11 protein-coding genes are annotated in these 19,115 nt (G+C 60.3%); 1 reads left to right on the plus strand and 10 read right to left on the minus strand.

Annotation, left to right across the window (positions count from 1 at the left end; genetic code table 11):
* Positions 1–38: 38 nt before the first annotated feature.
* The 10 genes from IC235_RS17160 to IC235_RS17205 all read right to left on the minus strand — a co-directional run bounded on the left by IC235_RS17160 (position 39) and on the right by IC235_RS17205 (position 18,664).
* A complete protein-coding gene (locus tag IC235_RS17160) occupies positions 39–1,445 on the minus strand; it encodes an NADH-quinone oxidoreductase subunit N (protein ID WP_191006427.1) in 1,407 nt (468 codons plus the stop codon).
* Between the two features lie 180 nt (positions 1,446–1,625).
* Positions 1,626–3,092 (minus strand): complex I subunit 4 family protein, encoded by a 1,467-nt coding sequence (locus tag IC235_RS17165; RefSeq protein WP_191006428.1) that lies wholly within the window; start codon positions 3,090–3,092, stop codon positions 1,626–1,628.
* Between the two features lie 459 nt (positions 3,093–3,551).
* Positions 3,552–5,138: a DUF1501 domain-containing protein gene (locus IC235_RS17170; protein ID WP_191006429.1), complete on the minus strand. Its 1,587-nt coding sequence runs from the start codon at positions 5,136–5,138 to the stop codon at positions 3,552–3,554.
* Positions 5,139–5,238: 100 nt separating this feature from the next.
* Complete coding sequence (locus tag IC235_RS17175; RefSeq protein ID WP_191006430.1) at positions 5,239–6,966, minus strand: DUF1800 domain-containing protein; 1,728 nt, start codon at positions 6,964–6,966, stop codon at positions 5,239–5,241.
* Between the two features lie 359 nt (positions 6,967–7,325).
* Positions 7,326–8,909, minus strand: coding sequence for a DUF1501 domain-containing protein (locus IC235_RS17180; protein ID WP_191006431.1), 1,584 nt, complete (start codon positions 8,907–8,909; stop codon positions 7,326–7,328).
* Positions 8,910–8,998: 89 nt separating this feature from the next.
* Entirely contained in the window at positions 8,999–10,726 is a 1,728-nt protein-coding gene (locus tag IC235_RS17185) for a DUF1800 domain-containing protein (RefSeq protein ID WP_191006432.1), read from the minus strand.
* A 512-nt stretch (positions 10,727–11,238) separates the two neighbouring features.
* On the minus strand, positions 11,239–12,825 hold the full coding sequence (locus IC235_RS17190) for a DUF1501 domain-containing protein (RefSeq protein WP_191006433.1): 1,587 nt from the start codon (positions 12,823–12,825) through the stop codon (positions 11,239–11,241).
* A gap of 160 nt (positions 12,826–12,985) precedes the next feature.
* Positions 12,986–14,713 (minus strand): DUF1800 domain-containing protein, encoded by a 1,728-nt coding sequence (locus tag IC235_RS17195; protein ID WP_191006434.1) that lies wholly within the window; start codon positions 14,711–14,713, stop codon positions 12,986–12,988.
* Between the two features lie 549 nt (positions 14,714–15,262).
* On the minus strand, positions 15,263–16,849 hold the full coding sequence (locus IC235_RS17200; RefSeq protein ID WP_191006435.1) for a DUF1501 domain-containing protein: 1,587 nt from the start codon (positions 16,847–16,849) through the stop codon (positions 15,263–15,265).
* Between the two features lie 87 nt (positions 16,850–16,936).
* Entirely contained in the window at positions 16,937–18,664 is a 1,728-nt protein-coding gene (locus IC235_RS17205) for a DUF1800 domain-containing protein (RefSeq protein WP_191006436.1), read from the minus strand.
* A gap of 291 nt (positions 18,665–18,955) precedes the next feature.
* Here IC235_RS17205 and IC235_RS17210 point away from each other — a divergent pair.
* On the plus strand, positions 18,956–19,115 hold a 160-nt coding region (locus IC235_RS17210), incomplete at its 3' end, for a transposase (RefSeq protein ID WP_223847382.1).

Consider the following 19,115-nt stretch of genomic DNA (forward strand, 5'->3'; position numbering starts at 1 on the left):
ACGGGCTAACGTTCGGGGCGCTTTACCAAAGCCCGCGGCTACAGCAGTCCACTCAGGAAACCCGGGGCAATGCCCAACACCAGCGTGAGCAGGGCCAGCAGGGCCAGGGTCGCCGTTTGAATGCCATCAACCGGCACCAGAGTAGCATCTTCTTCGGCTGGGCGCAGGTACATGGCAATCAGGGGGCGCAGGTAGTAGTACAGGCCCACCATGCTCATAACCACGGCGAAAACGACGAGGCCGATGTTGTGTTGCTCGGCCGCGGCGGCTAGCAAAAAGAACTTGCCAAAGAAGCCGCCCGTGAGCGGAATGCCGGCCAGCGAGAGCATGGCTACCGTCATGGTAAAGGCCAGCAGGGGGTTGGTTTTGCCGAGCCCGTTAAGGCCGGCGTAGTCGTCGCGCTGGCGATGTTCGGCGACCAGCTTCAGTACCCCGAAGGCGGCGATGGTTGCGATGGAGTAAGCCAGGGAGTAGAAGAAAATACCATTAGCTGCGGGGCCGGTGAGGCGGCCCTGGCTGGCCACGAGGCCAATGAGCAGGTAGCCGGCGTGGCTCACGCTGGAGTAGGCCAGCATGCGCTTGGCACTGGTTTGCGCGGCGGCCCCCACGTTGCCGAGCAGCAGGGTGAGGGCGCACATGGCCTGAATGGTGGGCAGCCAGAAACCCTGGGCCGTGGGCAGGGCCACGGCCAGCAGCTTGAGGAAGGCGGCAAAACCAGCCGTTTTCACCACGGTGCTCATGAACGCGGTGAAGAAGGTGGGCGTGCCCTCATACACGTCGGGCGTCCAGAAGTGGAACGGCGCGGCCGATACCTTGAAGCCGATGCCAATAATCATCAGCAGAATGCCGATGTAAAGCATGGGCGCGAGGCTGACGTTAGCCGGGGCCGCAATGGCCGCGGCCAGCTGCGAGAGCACGAAGGTGCCCGTAGCGCCATAGAGTAGCGCAATCCCGAAGAGCAGAATACCCGTGGCGAAGGCCCCCATCAGAAAGTACTTGAGGGCCGCCTCGTTCGAGCGGGAGTCGCGCTTGCGCGAGCCGGCCAGCACGTACATGCAAACGCTCAGGATCTCGATGCCTACGAAGAGCATCAGCAGGTGGTCGTAGCCGACCATCATGATGGCGCCCACCAGCGAAAACAGCAGCAGGGCATAATACTCGGCCAGGTTGGCTTCGCCGGCCAGCACGTAGCTGCGCGAGAAAGGCAACAGCACGATGGTAGTGAGCAGCACAATACCGGTGAAGGCCACCGTGTAGTTGTCGACCACCAGCATGTTGTTGAAGTAGGACTGGGGGGCGGGGAGCACGCTCCAGTCGGCCAGGTTGGCCCCCAACACGGCCAGCAGCAGTAGCATGGCGCCGGGCAGCAGCACCTTATTCGAGCGCAAAAAGCCCAGGAACAAGTTAAGGATGCCGAAGACCGAGAGAAGAATGATAGAGATCATAGTGTTTTTTAGTGCTTGGTGCCTGGTTGTTAGTGCTTGGTGCTTGGGTGTTGGTGCTTGGGTGTTGGTGCTTGGTAGATAAGAGGCCTTCGCTGCCCCACTATTTCAATATCAAAGCCAATCGTCAACAACCAAGCACCAGGCTCTAAGCACCAAGCACCAATAACCAAGCACCACCTATTAACGCCCAACCAGCGCCAGGATAGAAGTTACGGCCGGCTCGGAGAGCTGCAGGAAGGTATTCGGAAACAGGCCCAGCCAGAATACCAGCGCGATGAGTGGCCCCAGCACTAGCAGCTCCCCGCCGGTCAGGTCGGTGATGGTGGTGGAGAAAGTCGAGTCAGGCCCCAGCATCACGCGCTGGAACATGCGCAGCAAGTACACGGCCGAGAAAATGATGGTGAGGCCGGCAATGGCGCCCGCCCAGGCGTTGTATTGGTACACGCCCCCCAGCAGCAGAAACTCCCCCACGAAGCCGCCCGTCAGGGGCAGGGCCACGGTGCTCAGCAACATCACTAAAAAGCACACCGAGAGTACGGGCGTGCGGCGGGTGAGGCCGCCCAAATCGGGAATGTAGCGGGTGCCGGTGCGGCGCTCCAGGGCGTCGGCCACGAAGAACATGCCCACCACGTTCACGCCGTGGGCCAGCATCTGGATGACCGCCCCTTGCAAGCCAATCTGAGTGAGCGAAAACACCCCGGCGCCCATCAGCCCCACGTGGGAAAGCGACGAGTATGCAATGAGCCGTTTCAGGTCGCGCTGCCGAATGGCAATGACGGCACCATAGATAATGCCGATAATGGCCAGGATGATAACCAGCTTGCCCCACTGACTCGTACCCAGCGGGACGATTGGCAGCAGCCAGCGCATGGTACCGTAGACGCCCATTTTCAGCATGATGCCCGAGAGCAGCATGGTAGCCGGGGCGGGCGACTCCGTGTACGTATCGGGCTGCCAGGTGTGAAACGGGAAGATGGGCATCTTCACGGCGAAGGCCGCAAAAATCAGCCAGAATAGCCACGACTGCTCCGACGCGCTGAGCTTCAGGCCATAGAAAGCGGCTAAGTCCGCAGAATGAGCCGCCAGGGAGTTCGCGGCCGGGCCGGTTTGCAGGTACAGATACACGAAGCCCGCCAGCATGAACAGTGAGCCAACCACGGTGTACAAAAAGAACTTCAGCGTAATGGCAATTCGCCGCTCCCCGCCCCAGGCCCCCGCCAGGAAATAAATCGGAATCAGGGCCACTTCCCAGAAGAAATAAAACAGGAAGGCATCGAGCGAGACAAACACCCCCAGCAAGCCCGTTTGCATGAACAGCACCAGGGCGTAAAAGGCCGCGGGGTTGTCGTAGTCGCGCTTGAAAGCCGCCAGCAGAATGAGTGGTACCAGAAAGGTGGTGAGCAGCACCAGGAGCAAGCTCAGCCCATCGAGGCCAATGTGAAAATTGAGGCCGGCCGAGGGAATCCAGGCGTAGTTGAGGTTGAAAAATTCAGAGCCGTGGGCCTGGTAGGCAAACGCCGCGTAGGCGGCCAAACCAAATTCGAGGAGGGCCGCGCCCAGGGCCAGGGCGCGGGTGGCAGCTCCCTTAGTGAAGTACAGCAGTACAGCGGCAGCAAGCGGGAGGAAAAGCAGAACGGCAGTCAGCATGAACGAGCGGGTTGGGCGCGTTGCGGCACGGGAGCACCCGCATCGCAAATTGACCGCAAACTTACGCATTGAGGCGTAAGGCCCCGCCGTATTTTTTGAACTTCTCCGGTCGCGCCATCTTCCACCTCAGTAACTCCGTCGGATCATCAGCCCGTCGTTGATAGCACCCAGCTCCTCCGGGCGGCGTGGAGGCCCACCAGCTTGGGCAACGACAGCCGTCGTTTCTATTCTGCTTGTTCTGCTCATGGGCCGGCCCACCAACCAACTGCCCGCGCTGCTGCGGTTTTATTGCGGCGGCCCAAGTCTGCGGCCGCTAGCATCTTGTGTAACAAGCCCTTGAAGGCCATAAGGCGATCCTCAAGGGCTTGGATCATATTTCTGAGCCGTCCGGCCCGCTTGGGCACCAGAGGCGTTCACCTCTGGTGCCTCGCGGTCGTGGCCGGTGCGGTTATCCGGTTATTAAAGCACGGAGAGGCTGCGGGCGCTCACGCGCTGTCCCTCGCGCACGTGGCAGTAGTAAAGCCCGGCCTTGAGGCCGCTCACGTCCACCGGCACCTGACACTGGCCCTGGGGCATCGCCCGGTCGAGCACGCGGCGCACCTCACGGCCCACCACGTCGCGCAACACCATCTGCACGTGGCCCCCCTGGCACTCAAACGTGGCCGTGGCCCGCTCGCGGGCCGGGTTGGGGAACACGCTGAAGCCAGTTACTTCCAGTTCAGCCGCCGGCGTCGAGCCCGTAACCGTGCCCTGGCGAATGACGGGCACGTACGGGAACTGGCCCACACTCGAGGGCAGCAGCGCGTTGATGGTGGCCTGCGGCACCTGGAACCAGTCTTTGAGGATGCTGGCGTAGACAGAGCGGAAGTCGATCTGCATGGGCAGGTTGTCGACGAAGGTCGTGTCCGCTGGGATGGTGGGGTTGGGGCCGTGGATGATGGGGTTGACGCTGGTGCCAAACACGATCATCGGGCCGGCCTCGCCGTGGTCGGTGCCGTTGGCTGAGTTGGAGACGATGCGGCGGCCGAACTCGGAGAAGGTCATGCCCACCACCCGGTCCTGCACCCGCAGCCGGCGCAGGTCGTCCTGGAACGCGTCGAGGGCTACTGAGAGCTTGCCCAACAGCGTAGCGTGCTCGCCCGTGGTGTTGCCATTGGCTCCATCCACCTGGTCGCTGTGGTTATCGAAGTCGCCGAGGCTGCAGATGTAGACGCGGGTCTGCAGGCCGCCGGCCACCAGCTGGGCCACGATCTTGAGCTGATCGGCCAGCGCGTTCTGGCGGGCTGCGGGGTAAAGGGGGGAGAGGTTCTGAGCCCGGGCGGCGGCCTGCTGGATGGCCGTCACGTACACCTGCGTTTGCTGCACCACCTGCCGGATGAAAGTCAGCTCATGGCCGAACGGCGTGTTGGGGGCCATGTCGACGGCGCCAGTAAGCAGTTGCAGAAAGGAGGTAGTACTTCTAATGGCCATGCCCATGTTCACGGCCGGTCCCTGCACGACGTTGCTCACGACCGAGCCGATGGTGATGGCCAGCGGGTGGGGAGCCTGGGCGTTGGGATAGCCGATGGGGAAGCCGGGATACTCACCATCCAGGTAACGCCCGGCCCAGCCCGAATTAAGCGTCACGTCGGAGTCGGCCGCCGTAGCCCAGATATCAAAAGAACGGAAGTGGGAGCCATTAGCCTCGGGGTAGCCCACGTCCTGAACAATGCCAATCTGGCCATTGTCGAAGAGGTTCTTGACCTTGACCATGGCCGGGTGAATGCCCGTGGCGCCTCGTAGCGTCAGCACGCGGTTCTGGGCGATGGCCACGTTGGGGCGGGCGCGCATCAGATTGGTGTACTGGTCGAGGGGAATGATGGTGTTGAGCCCGTCGTTGCCGCCGCTGAGCTCGATAAGCACCAGCACCCGATCAGTATTGGTGGCGCCGCCCGTGAGTTCGAACAACTGGGGCGAAAATCCATAAGCCCCGATGGGCATGCCACCCAGCAGCGTGGGCAGCACCGTGGCGGCGGCGGTGGTTTGAAGGAAATGTCTGCGTTTCATGGTTATTTTAATGATTAAGTGGCTGGTTGTTGAATTGCTATGCGGTGCCTGGCTGGTTTCTCAGAGAAATCAGCCAAGCGACCATTTAGCCATCTAACCATTAAGACAAATGATATTCAGCCATATTGATGATCTGACGCACCAAGGCCCGAAGCTTAGTTTCCAAGGCGTTGCGTATGGTCATATCGTTTGGCGCGGCCAGAAAAGCCTGCCACTCCACGGTCCATTCAAAATCGGGCAGGGTCCCTATCAGCTCAGTTTTGAGAGCGGCTAGCTGACTGGCCGTGAGCGGGAGGGGCAGCAGCAGCTGGTTCAGCTCCGCAATCATCAGATTGCAATCTGAGGCGGTGGCGGCAGGCAGGCTCCGCACGAAGGCAATGACGTCAATCCTGAGGGTGTGCCGGCCCGTAGGATAGCTGAAGGTATAGCCATCCTGCCTGATTAGCGCTTGAGTGTATCGGCTACGTTCCAGTAGCGTCGTGGCATTGATCCACATCTCGTAGTATTGCGGGGTCTGCCAGTAAGCGGCCCACCCCGCCACGTTGGGCGGGTCACCGAGTAGCTGCTGCATTCTATCGGTACTTTCCGACATCCAATCCCAGGAGTAGTATAGCCCCTCGATATTGGATTCGGGCGGGAGGGCGACGGCTAGCTGCCGGACGGTGCCGACTACGAAATCAACCGGGCTTTTGATCATGCAGCCCATGTTGACCATATCGAAGAAGTGCTCGCTGCCGAGTAGGGTGCGCAAGATCGGGGCCACGTCGTAGCCATTGTTCTTGAACTGGGTGGCCAGCGGCTGGATCACGTTGGCTTCGGTGGTGGCGTCGATGACGTAGTAGACGAACCAGCGGTAGAGCTTGCGCACGAGGAAGGCCGCCGTTTCAGGCCGGTCGAAGATCAGGTCGATCAGGGCCTTGTATTCCTGGTCGCCCTGGTTGGCGATGGTGCGGTTGCCAAAGGCGCTGCTGAAGTGCTTGGTACTCGGGTCGTGGCGCGAGTCGGTGAAGAAGCTGCTGAAGTCCTCTTCCGAGTACTGCCAGCCGGTGAGCACGCGGGCGGCGGCCTGCACGTCGGCCTCGGTGTAGGTAGTATAGTTGCCGGGTCCGATGATGGGGCCTTTGCCGATGGTGAAGAGCTCGAGCAACTCCCGGCCGTAGTTCTCGTTGGGGGCGTCAGCCGTGTTGTAGTTGCCGCTGAGGTAACTCAACATGGCCGGCTCGATGGTTACGTCCTTGGCCAGTTGCTTGAAGTTGCCCAGCGCATGTTGGCGCAACAAGGACCAATGGCGATAGCAGGGGCGGGTAATGAATACTTCTTCGAACTCCGTTACGAAGTGGTTGTGCCAGAAGAGCGTCATTTTTTCCACTGTCGTAGTGCTTTGCACCATTTGCCCGATCCACCACGACCGCAGGCTCTCTCTTAAATAGTACTCGACGCCCGTCGAGTCAAAGGACATCGACACCCACTCGCTGCCCAGCGGTATTTCTGCGTCGGAGAAGCCATTGACAGGTGGCGGCGGTGCGCTTGGTACGGTCAGGATACGATCTAGCACCTGGGTGAGCGACTGGCCGGCAGCGGTATTAATCTCAGCACGGGTGGGCCCGAAGGTTGCGCGCCGCAGCAGGTGGGCCGCCTGCTGGGAACCCCAGGGGCCGGTGTAGGGGGCCAGCCCGGCCAGCGAGCGCGGGGTGGCAGGCAGGTCCTTGTTGGCGAACTTGCTCACGGTTTCGCCCTTGCCTGGGGGCTGGTCGCTGCCTGTGGCGGGCTGCTCCAAGAGGGCCGCCACGGGGGCCGCTGGTTTGCGAAGGAAAGTTCTGCGATTCATAGGCGTTGAGGTATAAGATTAAGAAAAAATACAATTGGAAGAAAATCGATAATGAGCTTTTGGTGAAATAGATGTAAATAATATATGCATTATTCCCTGCAAGATTTAATGAAATAATGCTAAATGATTTACTCTTTTCCTAGGCAGCCCTCAGCCCGGGTTAGGACGAAAAAGCAACCCTCTCCCGACAGGTGGGCTGCAGAGTACATAGCTGGCGAAGCGGGCAGCTATTCGCCTCAATTCACTAAGGATGAGCTGACATCCACACCAGGCGCAATAAGCTCTTGAAAGCTGCAAGACAATTCTTAAGACTTTGTATCAAAGAGCACTGCCTTGCCTCTGCTCCGGGGGCTGGGTAGTTAGAGGACGGAGAGGCTGCGGGCACTGACGCGCTGTCCCTCGCGCACGTGGCAGTAGTAAAGCCCGGCTTTGAGCCCACTCACGTCCACTGGTACCTGGCACTGGCCCCGGGGCAGCACCCGATCCACCACTTGGCGCACCTGGCGGCCCACCACGTCGCGGAGCACCACCTGCACGTGGCCCCCCTGGCATTCAAATGTGCAGGTGGCCCGGTCCTGGGCGGGGTTGGGGAACACGCTGAACTCGGCTACTTCCAGCTCCGCCGCCGGCGTCGAGCCCGTAACCGTGCCCTGGCGAATGACGGGCACGTACGGGAACTGGCCCACGCTCGAGGGCAGCAGCGCGTTGATGGTGGCCTGCGGCACCTGGAACCAGTCTTTGAGGATGCTGGCGTAGACAGAGCGGAAGTCGATCTGCATGGGCAGGTTGTCGAAGAAGGTCGTGTCGGCTGGGATGGTGGGGTTGGGGCCGTGGATGATGGGGTTGACGCTGGTGCCGAACACGATCATCGGGCCGGCCTCGCCGTGGTCGGTGCCGTTGGCTGAGTTGGAGACGATGCGGCGGCCAAACTCGGAGAAGGTCATGCCCACCACCCGGTCCTGCACCCGCAGCCGGCGCAGGTCGTCCTGGAACGCGTCGAGAGCTACCGAGAGTTGGCTCAGCAGCTCGGCGTGGGCACCGGTGGTGGTGCTGCCCGCGGCTACCTGGGCCCCGTGGGTGTCGAAGTCTCCAAGGCTGCAGACGTAGACGCGGGTCTGCAGGCCGCCGGCCACCAGCTGGGCCACGATCTTGAGCTGGTCGGCCAGCGGGTTTTCGCCGGCTGTCGGGTAGAGGGGCGAGAGGTTCTGGGCCCGGGCGGCGGCCTGCTGGATGGCCGTCACGTAGACCTGCGTTTGCTGCACCACCTGCCGGATGAAAGTCAGCTCGTGGCCGGCCAGCGTGTCAGGGGCCGCGTCGATGGCTCCATTGAGCAGGTTGTAAAACGAGGACGTGCCGCCAATGGCCATGCCCATATTCATACTCGGTCCCTGGGCCACGCTACTCACGACCGAGCCGATGGTGATGGCCAGCGGGTGGGGGGCCTGGGCGTTGGGATAGCCGATGGGGAAGCCGGGGTATTCGTTGTTGAGGTAGCGCCCGCCCCAGCCGGTGTTGAGCGTCACATTCGAGTCGGCGGCGGTGGTCCAGATTTCGCCGGAGCGGAAGTGGGAGCCGTTGGCCTCGGGGTAGCCCGCGTTTTGGACGATGCCGATTTGGCCATTGTCGAACAGGTTCTTGACCTTAACCATGGCCGGGTGGATGCCGGTGGCCCCGCGCAGGCGCAAGGCCTGATTTTCAGGGATGGCCACGTTGGCGCGGGCGCGCAGCAGGTTGGTGTACTGGTCGAGGGGGATGATGGTATTGAGGCCATCGTTGCCGCCGCTGAGCTCGATGAGCACCAGCACCCGGTCGGTTTCGGCGGCCCCGCCGGTGAGTTCGAAGAGTTCAGGGGAGAAGCCGTAGGCTCCAATGGGCATGCCGCCGAGTAAGGTAGGCAGCACCGTGGCCGCCGCGGTCGTCTGAAGAAAATGTCTACGTTGCATAATTAATGTAATAGTTAAGTGGCGAGTGGTTGACGTGCTAGCAGGCCGCTGGCGGGAAACCTGCCAAACCGGCCCTTATCCGTTGCTCCTTAGGCCAAGTGATATTCGGCCATGCCCATGACTTGGCGTACCAAGGCTCGCAGCTTATTATCGACAGCCATGCGCGTCTCCTCGTTGGTCGGATCGGCCAAAAAGGCCTGCCACTCGACGGTCCACTCGAAATCGGGTAGGGTGCCGAGCAGCGTTCTCTTGAGGGCCGCCACCTGGTTGGCCGTCAGCGGGAAGGCCAGCAGCAGCTTGATGACTTCGTTAATCAGCAGGTTACAGTCGGCTGCCGTGGCCGCAGGCAGGCTTCGCACCCACTCGATAACCTCCATCCGGAGGGTGTAGCTGCCATTCGGGAAGTCGATACCCAGGCCATCTACATAGATTAGCGCGTCGGTGTAGATGTTACGCTCGGGCAAGGTCATGGCATTAATCCAGATCTCGTAGTACTGCGGTGCTCGCCAGTAGGGCGACCAGCCCGCCACGTTCGGCGGGTCGCCAATGTACTGTTGCATTCTCTCCGTGCTGTCGACTAGCCAATACCAGGAATTATATAATGCCTCTAACTCCGAGTCTGGGGGAAAGGGGACGGGAATTTGCCGAGCCGCGCCGATGGCGAAATCGATGGGGCTTTTGATCATGCAGCCGATGTTGACGGCATCAAAGAAGTGCTCGCTGGCCAGCAGGGTGCGCAGCACCGGGGCCACGTTGTAGCCGTTCTGCCGGAGCTGGGCGGCCAGGGGCTGGATCACGTTGGCCTCGGTGGTGGCGTCGATGACGTAGTAGATGAACCAGCGGTAGAGCTTGCGCACGAGGAAGGCGGCCGTTTCGGGCCGGTCGAAGATCAGGTCGATCAGGGTCTTGTATTCCTGGTCGCCCTGGTTGGTGATGACCCGGTTGCCGAAGGCGCTGCTGAACTGCTTCGGGCCGGGTTCGTGGCGACTGTTGGTGAAGAAGCTGTTGATGTTTTCCTCCGAGTACTGCCAGCCAGTGAGTACACGGGCGGCGGCTTGCACGTCCGACTCGGTGTAAGTGGTGTAGTTGCCGGGGCCGCTGATGGGGCCTTTGCCGATGGTAAAGAGCTCGAGCAGCTCGCGGCCATAGTTTTCGTTGGGGGCGTCGGCCGAGTTGTCGGTGCCGTTAAGGTAGCTCAACATGGCCGGCTCGATGGTCATGTCTTTGGCCAGTTGCTTGAAGTTGCCCAGGGCCTGCTCGCGCAACAAGGCTACGTAGCGGTAGCTGAAGCGGCTGTCGGCGATGCCCTCGAACTCGGTCACGAAGTGGTTGTGCCAGAACAGGGTCATCTTCTCCACAATCGTCGTGTTTTGTAGCATGTGCCCCACCCACCACGACCGAATGGAGTTTCGGGTTAGAAAACCATTTTCATCGTCATCGGGACCCGTCACGAACTCGGAACCTACGGGCAGGTTGGGTACGCCCGAGAAGCCCATGACCGGGGGGGGCGGTACGCCGGGGGCGGTGAACAGGCCGTCGAGGACTCGCGTGAGTGATTGACCGGCGGCGGTATTAATTTCGTTGCGGGTGGGGCCAAAAATAGCGCGTCGAAGCAAGTGGCCCGCTTGCACTGGGCCCCAGGGGCCGGCGTAGGGGGCTATTCCAGCTAGAGAGCGCGGTGCGGTCGGCAGTTCCTTGTTGGCGAACTTGCTAATGGTTTCACCCTTGCCCAGTGGCTGGTCTCCGCCCATCGCAGGCTGTTCGAGAAGGGCTGCCACGGGTGCCACCGGTTTGCGGAGGAAAGCTCTGCGGTCCATAGGCGTTAAAATATTGGATTAATTGAGAAAACGTGCAATTAAAGGCGGATTTATAAATAGCTTGTAAGGAAGGGATTATAGTTTACATTCGCAATAGCAGCTTGTGCCATTTCTAATAATAATTCTAAGTGGGTTTGTTTCCTTAGCAATTCTATGCATCAAGAATTATCTGTGCACTTATGAGAAAATGACAAGTGTGTTATTTGAATAATATAAAAAATTATATTCATGATAAAAAACAAGTCACATTGCTACCGGAATAATTCTAAAATAATAGAATTTTTCTAATATACTCTCGGATTAAAACGAAGAAGCGCCCACGCTCTTGATCCGTAAGTAGCGGCGTGTGTAGCCAGCGAAGAGGGTAGGGTTGATGTACCACCAATAAACGACTGGCGTTTAATCATGCACCATAAGCAACAAGCCCTTGAAGGCCAGGTGGCGACCCTCAAGGGCTTGTATCGAGGAGCAGTTCCGCTGCCGCTGCCGCGTGGGCCGGGCAGATCCGGTAGTTAGAGGACGGAGAGGCTGCGGGCACTCACGCGCTGTCCCTCGCGCACGTGGCAGTAGTAGAGCCCGGCTTTGAGCCCACTCACGTCCACCGGTACCTGACACTGGCCCCGCGGCATCGCCCGGTCCACCACCCGGCGCACCTCACGGCCCACCACGTCGCGGAGCACCACCTGCACGTGGCCCCCCTGGCATTCAAATGTGCAGGTGGCCCGGTCCTGGGCCGGGTTGGGGAACACGCTGAACTCGGCTACTTCCAGCTCCGCCGCCGGCGTCGAGCCCGTGACCGTGCCCTGGCGAATGACGGGCACATAGGGGAACTGGCCCACGCGCGAGGGCAGCAGCGTGTTGATGAGCGTCTGCGGCACCTGGAACCAGTCCTTGAGAATGCTGGCGTAGATGGCGCGGAAGTCGATCTGCATGGGCAGGTTCTCGAAGAAGGTCGGCTCGTCGGGGATGGTGGGGTTGGGGCCGTGGATGATGGGGTTGACGCTGGTGCCAAACACGATCATCGGGCCGGCCTCGCCGTGGTCGGTGCCGTTGGCCGAGTTAGACAGGATACGGCGGCCGAACTCGGAGAAAGTCATGCCCACCACCCGGTCCTGCACCCGCAGCCGGCGCAGGTCGTCCTGGAAGGCGTCGAGGGCCCCCGAGAGGTAGCCCAGCAGCTTGGCGTGCTCGCCCGTGGTGTTGCCATCGCCCCCATCCACCTGGGCCCCGTGGGTGTCGAAGCCGCCGAGGCTGCAGACGTAGACGCGGGTCTGCAGGCCGCCGGCCACCAGTTGGGCCACGATCTTGAGCTGGTCGGCCAGCGGGTTTTCGCCGGCCGTCGGGTAGAGGGGCGACAGGTTCTGAGCCCGGGCGGCGGCCTGCTGGATGGCCGTCACGTACACCTCGGTTTGGCGCACCACCTGCCGGATAAAGGTCAGCTCGTGGCCGGCCGGGGTGTTGGGGGCCGTGTCGACGCCGCCGGTGAGCAGTTGCAGGAAGGAGGAGGTGCTGTTGATGGCCATGCCCATGTTCACGGCTGGGCCCTGCACGACGTTGCTCACGACCGAGCCGATGGTGATGGCCAGCGGGTGGGGGGCCTGGGCGTTGGGATAGCCGATGGGGAAGCCGGGGTATTCGTTGTTGAGGTAGCGCCCGCCCCAGCCCGAGGAGTTGAGCACGTTCGAGTCGGTGGCCGAGGTCCAGATGTCGGTCGAGTCGAAGTGGGAGCCGGTGGCGTCGGGGTAGCCCACGTTCTGCACGATGCCGATCTGGCCGTTGTCGAACAGGTTCTTGACCTTGGCCATGGCCGGGTGGATGCCGGTGGCTGCGCGCAGGGGCAGCACGCGGTTCTGAGCGATGGCCACGTTGGGGCGGGCGCGCAGCAGGTTGGTGTACTGGTCGAGGGGGATGATGGTGTTGAGGCCATCGTTGCCGCCGATGAGCTGGATGAGCACGAGCACGCGGTCGGTTTGGGTGGCGCTGCCGGTGAGCTCGAGGAACTCGGGGGAGAAGCCGTAGGTGCTGATGGGCAGGCCGCCGAGTAAGGTGGGCAGCACGGTGGCGGCGGCCGTCGTCTGAAGGAAATGTCTACGTTGCATATGCTAATAAGAATTGAATAACGGAGGAGTAAGGGCTAGCCGGCCACCAACGGGGTCGCCGAAACTGTCGGCCACGGAGCCTATAGTCAGTTAAAAGCTAGCGAAATAGAGGCCCTGTTCGACGCAACAGTCGGCCACGGATCCGATAGCCAGTTGGTCGTTAAGACAAATGAAATTCGGCGAGCCCCATGATCTGGCGTACCACGGCGCGGAGCTTGCTATCCACGGCACTACGTTTAGTCATGTTGTCGGGGTCGGCCAGGAAGGCTTGCCACTCCACGGTCCACTCGAAATCCGGCAGGCCGGGCAGCAGCGTGTCGTTGAGGAAAGTCATCTGGTTGGCCGTCAGGGGGAAGGGTAGCAAGTGTCGGACAAATTCCGCAATCAGCAGGTTACAGTCCGCCGCCGTGGCCGGCGGCAGGCTCTGTACCCAGTCAATGGTCTCGATCCTGAGCTTGACAGTGGCGGGAAAGTTGGTGTCGTAACCATACTCGTTGATGATCCGGTCGGTGAACTGGTTACGCAGGGGCAACGTCATGGCGTTAATCCACATCTCATAATACTGCGGGGTCTGCCAATAAGCTGGCCAACCCGCCACGTTGGGCGCATTGCCAATGAACTGCTGCATCTTCTCAGCACCATCCACGAGCATGCTCCAGGCTGTGTATAATTCCACTGTGTTGGATTCGGGCGGGAAGGTCACGGACATCTGCCGGACCGCACCCACGACAAAATCGATGGGGCTCTTGATCATGCAGCCGATGTTGATGGCATCGAAGAAGTGCTCGCTGGCCAGCAAGGTGCGCACCACCGGGCCCACGTTGTAGCCGTTCTGCCGGAGCTGGGCGGCCAGGGGCTGGATCACGTTGGCCTCGGTGGTGGCGTCGATGACGTAGTAGACGAACCAGCGATAAAGCTTGCGCACGATGAAAGCGGCCGTTTCGGTCCGATCAAAAATCAGATCGATCAGGGCCTTGTACTCCTGGTCGCCTTGGTTGGCAATGGTGCGGTTGCCGAAGGCGCTGCTAAAGCGCTTGACGCCGGGCTCGTGCAGGCTGTCGGTGAAGAAGCCGTTGATGTTTTCTTCCGAATGCTGCCAGCCGGTGAGTACGCGGGCGGCAGCTTGCACGTCGGCCTCGGTGTAAGTGGTGTAGTTGCCGGGGCCGATGGTGCGGCCCTTGCCGATGGTGAAGAGCTCGAGCAGCTCGCGGCCGTAGTTTTCGTTGGGGGCGTCGACGGTGTTGGCGCTGCCATTGAGGTACTTGAGCATGCCGGGCTCGACGGTCATGTCTTTGGCCAGCTGCTTGAAGTTGCCCAGGGCCTGCTCGCGCAGCAGGGCGCAGTAGCGGTAGGCGAAGCGGCTGTCGAAGGTGCCGCCATCCAGGTCGAAGGTGATGACGAAGTGGTTGTGCCAGAACAGGGTCATCTTCTCGACGATGGTTGTGTCTTTGAGCATGAGCCCCAGCCACCAAGCCCGCACGCTGGATCGGGCACTCCAACCCCCTTCATAGTCCCCCGTTACGAACGGCGCCCCGACGGGCAAGAGCGGATCGCCTGGGAAGCCCTGGACGGGTGGGTCGGGCGTGGCGGGCACGGTGAAGAGGCGGTCGAGGACCTGGGTGAGGGACTGGCTGGCGGCCGTGTTGATCTCGGCGCGGGTGGGCCCGAAGGTTGCGCGCCGCAGCAGGTGGGCCGCTTGCACCGGGCCCCAAGGGCCGGTGTAGGGGGCCAGCCCGGCCAGCGAGCGCGGGGTGGCGGGCAGGTCCTTGTTGGCGAACTTGCTCACGGTTTCGCCCTTGCCCGGGGGCTGGTCACCGCTGGCGGCGGGGCGCTCGAAGAGGGTGGCCACTGGAGCCGCTGGTTTGCGAAGGAAAGTTCTACGATTCATAGACGATTAGCATATTGGATTAAGTGAGAAAAGCATACAACTAGAATGAAATCAGTAAGGAGCTTGTAAGGAAAAGTTTATCGTGCAGATTTACAATAGGGACTTATGGAAGTTCACCTAATAGTGTCCGTAAAATGTTGATTTTTCTGGAATTTTATAATTTATTAAAGAGAAGATTATATAGTAAATTATGGCATTCACACTAGAAGAAATCGTCAGCTAAGGAGTTTAGCGCTCATGCTATATGATAAAATTGCAATAGTGTTATGAAAAAAATTTATATGATAGAATTAATATTTTATATTAATTCCTTTGGCTTAATGTCAGGTCCAGATTGAAATCAACAAGCAAATTTGTCCCTGATACTTGGACAGCGGAATGATTATGACCAACCAAGTCGTGTACTATTCTATGTTGCTTTAGGAACACTGAACGAGTGGCCTGCTGCGATGCAGCACAAGCCCTTGAAGGCCGCGTGGCGACCCTCAAGGGCTTGAATTAGCTGGGGCAATCTCTCTGCCTCGTCGGGCCGGGTAGGTCCGATGATTGTTAAAGCACGGAGAGGCTGCGGGCGCTCACGCGCTGTCCCTCGCGCACGTGGCAGTAGTAAAGCCCGGCCTTGAGGCCACTCACGTCCACCGGCACCTGACACTGGCCCTGGGGCATCGCCCGGTCGAGCACGCGGCGCACCTCACGGCCCACCACGTCGCGCAGCACCATCTGCACGTGGCCCCCCTGGCATTCAAACGTGGCCGTGGCCCGCTCGCGGGCCGGGTTGGGGAACACGCTGAAGCCAGTTACTTCTAGTTCAGCCGCCGGCGTCGAGCCCGTGACCGTGCCCTGGCGAATGACGGGCACGTACGGGAACTGGCCCACGCTCGAGGGCAGCAGCGCGTTGATGGTGGCCTGCGGCACCTGGAACCAGTCTTTGAGGATGCTGGCGTAGACAGAGCGAAAGTCGATCTGCATGGGCAGGTTGTCGACGAAGGTCGCGTCGGCTGGGATGGTGGGGTTGGGGCCGTGGATGATGGGGTTGACGCTGGTGCCAAACACGATCATGGGCCCGGCCTCGCCGTGATCGGTGCCCTTGGCTGAGTTAGAGACCATGCGGCGGCCAAACTCGGAGAAGGTCATGCCCACCACCCGGTCCTGCACCCGCAGCCGGCGCAAGTCGTCCTGGAACGCGTCGAGGGCCACCGAAATTAGGCTCAGGAGCTTGGCGTGCTCGCCCGTGGTGTTGCCATCGCCGGTGTCCACTTGGCTGCTGTGGGTGTCGAAGCCGCCGAGGCTGCAGACGTAGACGCGGGTCTGCAGCCCACCGGCCACCAGCTGAGCCACGATCTTGAGCTGGTCGGCCAGCTCATTGACGCCGGCTGTCGGGTAGAGGGGGGAGAGGTTCTGGGCCCGGGCGGCGGCCTGCTGAAGGGTCGTCGAGTACACATCGGTTTGGCGCACCATCTGTCGGATGAAGGTCAACTCGTGGCCGGCCAGTGTGTTGGGGGCTGTGTCGACGCTGCCGGTCAGCAATTGCTGAAACGAGGAGGTGCTATTGATGGCCATGCCCATGTTGATGACCGGGCCCTGCACCACGTTACTGGCCACCGAGCCGATGGTGATGGCCAGCGGGTGGGGAGCCTGGGCGTTGGGGTAGTCGACGGGGAAGCCCGGATATTCGTTGTTGAGGTAGCGGCCCCCCCAGCCCGAAGGGAGGAGCACGTTCGAGTCGGCCGCCGACGTCCAAGTGTCGGTGGATTGGAAGTGCGAGCCGTTGGCTTCGGGGTAGCCCACGTTCTGCACGATGCCGATCTGGCCATTGTCGAACAGGTTCTTGACCTTGACCATGGCCGGGTGGATGCCGGTGGCCCCGCGCAGGGGCAGCACGCGGTTCTGAGCGATGGCCACGTTGGCGCGGGCGCGCATCAGGTTGGTGTACTGGTCGAGGGGGATGATAGTATTGAGCCCATCGTTGCCGCCCGTGAGTTGGATGATGACCAGCACGCGGTCGGTTTGGGTGGCGCCGCCGGTGAGCTCGAAGAGGTTAGGCGCGAAACCATGGGCGCTGATGGGCAGGCCGCCGAGTAAGGTGGGCAGCACGGTGGCGGCGGCCGTCGTCTGAAGGAAATGTCTACGTTGCATATGCTAATAAGAATTGAATAACGGGGGATGAACGGGCTGGTGAGTTCGCTGAAACCATCGCCTGAGGTGCCGATAGCCAAGTGGTCGTTACGCCAAGTGATATTCGGCCAGGCCCATGATCTGACGTAACACGGCGCGAAGCTTGCTATCCACGGCGTTGCGCTTGGCCATATCGTTAGGGTCGGAGAGAAAGTCCTGCCACTCCACAGTCCACTCGAAATCTGGCAGGCCGGGCAGCAGTGTGTCGTTGAGGAAGGTGAGCTGGTTGGCTGTCAGGGGAAAGGGTAGCAGTTGCTTAACTAATTCTAAAATCAGCAGGTTGCAGTCCGCGGCCGTAGCGGCCGGCAGGCTTTGCACCCACTCGATGATCTCGATCTTGAGCGGGTAAGAAACGCCATTGACGATGACCACGTAGCCATAGTTACTGCTGAGCTCGTTGGTGTACTCGTTGCGCCAGCGGAGGGTCATAGCGTTGATCCACATCTCGTAATATTGGGGCGTCTGCCAATAGGCTGGCCAGCCCGCCACGTTGGGCGGATTACCAATGAATTGCTGCATCCTTTCAGCGCTGTCAACAAGCGCATACCAACAGTTGTAGGACGGCTCCAACTCAGATTCGGGCGGGAGAGCGACGGACATTTGCCGGAGCGTACCGAGAACGAAATCCATCGGGCTTTTGATCATGCAGCCGATGTTGACGGCATCAAAGAAGTGCTCGCTGGCCAGCAAGGTGCGCAGCACCGGGGCCACATTGTAGCCATTCTGCCGGAGCTGGGCGGCCAGGGGCTGGATCACGTTGGCCTCGGTGGTGGCGTCGATGACGTAGTAGATGAACCAGCGGTAGAGCTTGCGCACGAGGAAGGCGGCCGTTTCGGGCCGGTCGAAGATCAGGTCGATCAGGGTCTTGTATTCCTGGTCGCCCTGGTTGGTGATGACCCGGTTGCCGAAGGCGCTGCTGAACTGCTTCGGGCCGGGTTCGTGGCGGCTCTCGGTGAAAAAGCTGTTGATGTTTTCTTCTGAGTACTGCCAGCCAGTGAGCACGCGGGCGGCGGCCTGTACATCCGACTCGGTGTAGGTGGTGTAGTTGCCGGGTCCGATGATCCGCCCTTTGCCGATAGTGAAGAGCTCGAGCAGCTCGCGGCCATAGTTTTCGTTGGGGGCGTCGGCCGAGTTGTCGGTGCCGTTGAGGAAGCTCAACATGGCCGGCTCGATGGTTACGTCCTTGGCCAGTTGCTTGAAGTTGCCCAGGGCCTGCTCGCGCAACAAGGCTACGTAGCGGTAGCCGAAGCGGCTATTGAGGATTCCGGCATCGGTATCGATGAGAACGACGAAGTGGTTGTGCCAGAACAGGGTCATCTTCTCTACGAGAGATGTGTCTTTGAGCATGAGCCCCATCCACCAAGCCCGCAAGCTGCATCGGGCAGTCCAGCCTTCGATGTTGCCAGTCACAAACTGAGAGCCGAAGGGAAAGTCCGGATCGCCTGAAAAGCCGATAACCGGCGGCTCCGGCGTGGCCGGCGCGGTGAACAGGCGGTCAAGGACCTGGGTGAGGGATTGGCTGGCGGCGGTGTTGATTTCGTCGCGGGAGGACCCAAAGGTCGCGCGTCGTAGCAGGTGAGCTGCTTGCACCGGACCCCAGGGGCCAGTGTAGGGGGCTATTCCAGCTAGAGAGCGCGGTGCGGTCGGCAGTTCCTTGTTGGCGATAGTATTCACGGTTTCACCCTTGCCTGGGGACTGGTCACTGCCTGCCGCAGGGCGCTCGAAGAGAGCGGCCACGGGAGCCGCTGGTTTGCGAAGGAAAGTTCTACGATTCATAGACAATTAGCATATTGGATTAAATGAGAAAGACATACAATTAGAATGAAGTCATTAAGGAGCTAGTAAGAAAGGATTTATAGTTCAGATTCGCAATAGCGAGCCGGTATTTTCATACAAAAAGTACAAAATAAGACAACTTAAATAGATTAAATACAATTATCAAAGGCGACGTTATAGAATAAACACAAAGATGTCATTCGTTAGAATAGAAGCATCATGCAAAAATGATGTGAAAAAATTTAATTAATTAACTAGGGTGTGTGGACAGTGTAGGGTTAATTTTGGGCTATGCGTCGCCATGAATTAAGTGACCTGGCATGGAAGTTAGTCGAACCGCATACCTTGGGGCGCCCCGGCACAGGCGGGGGTACGGGCCGGGACAATCGACTGTTTGTCAATGCCGTTCTGTACCGCGTGCGTACGGGTATTTCGTGGCGCGACCTGCCCG

The organism is Hymenobacter montanus (assembly GCF_014699115.1).
Lineage (GTDB): Bacteria > Bacteroidota > Bacteroidia > Cytophagales > Hymenobacteraceae > Hymenobacter > Hymenobacter montanus.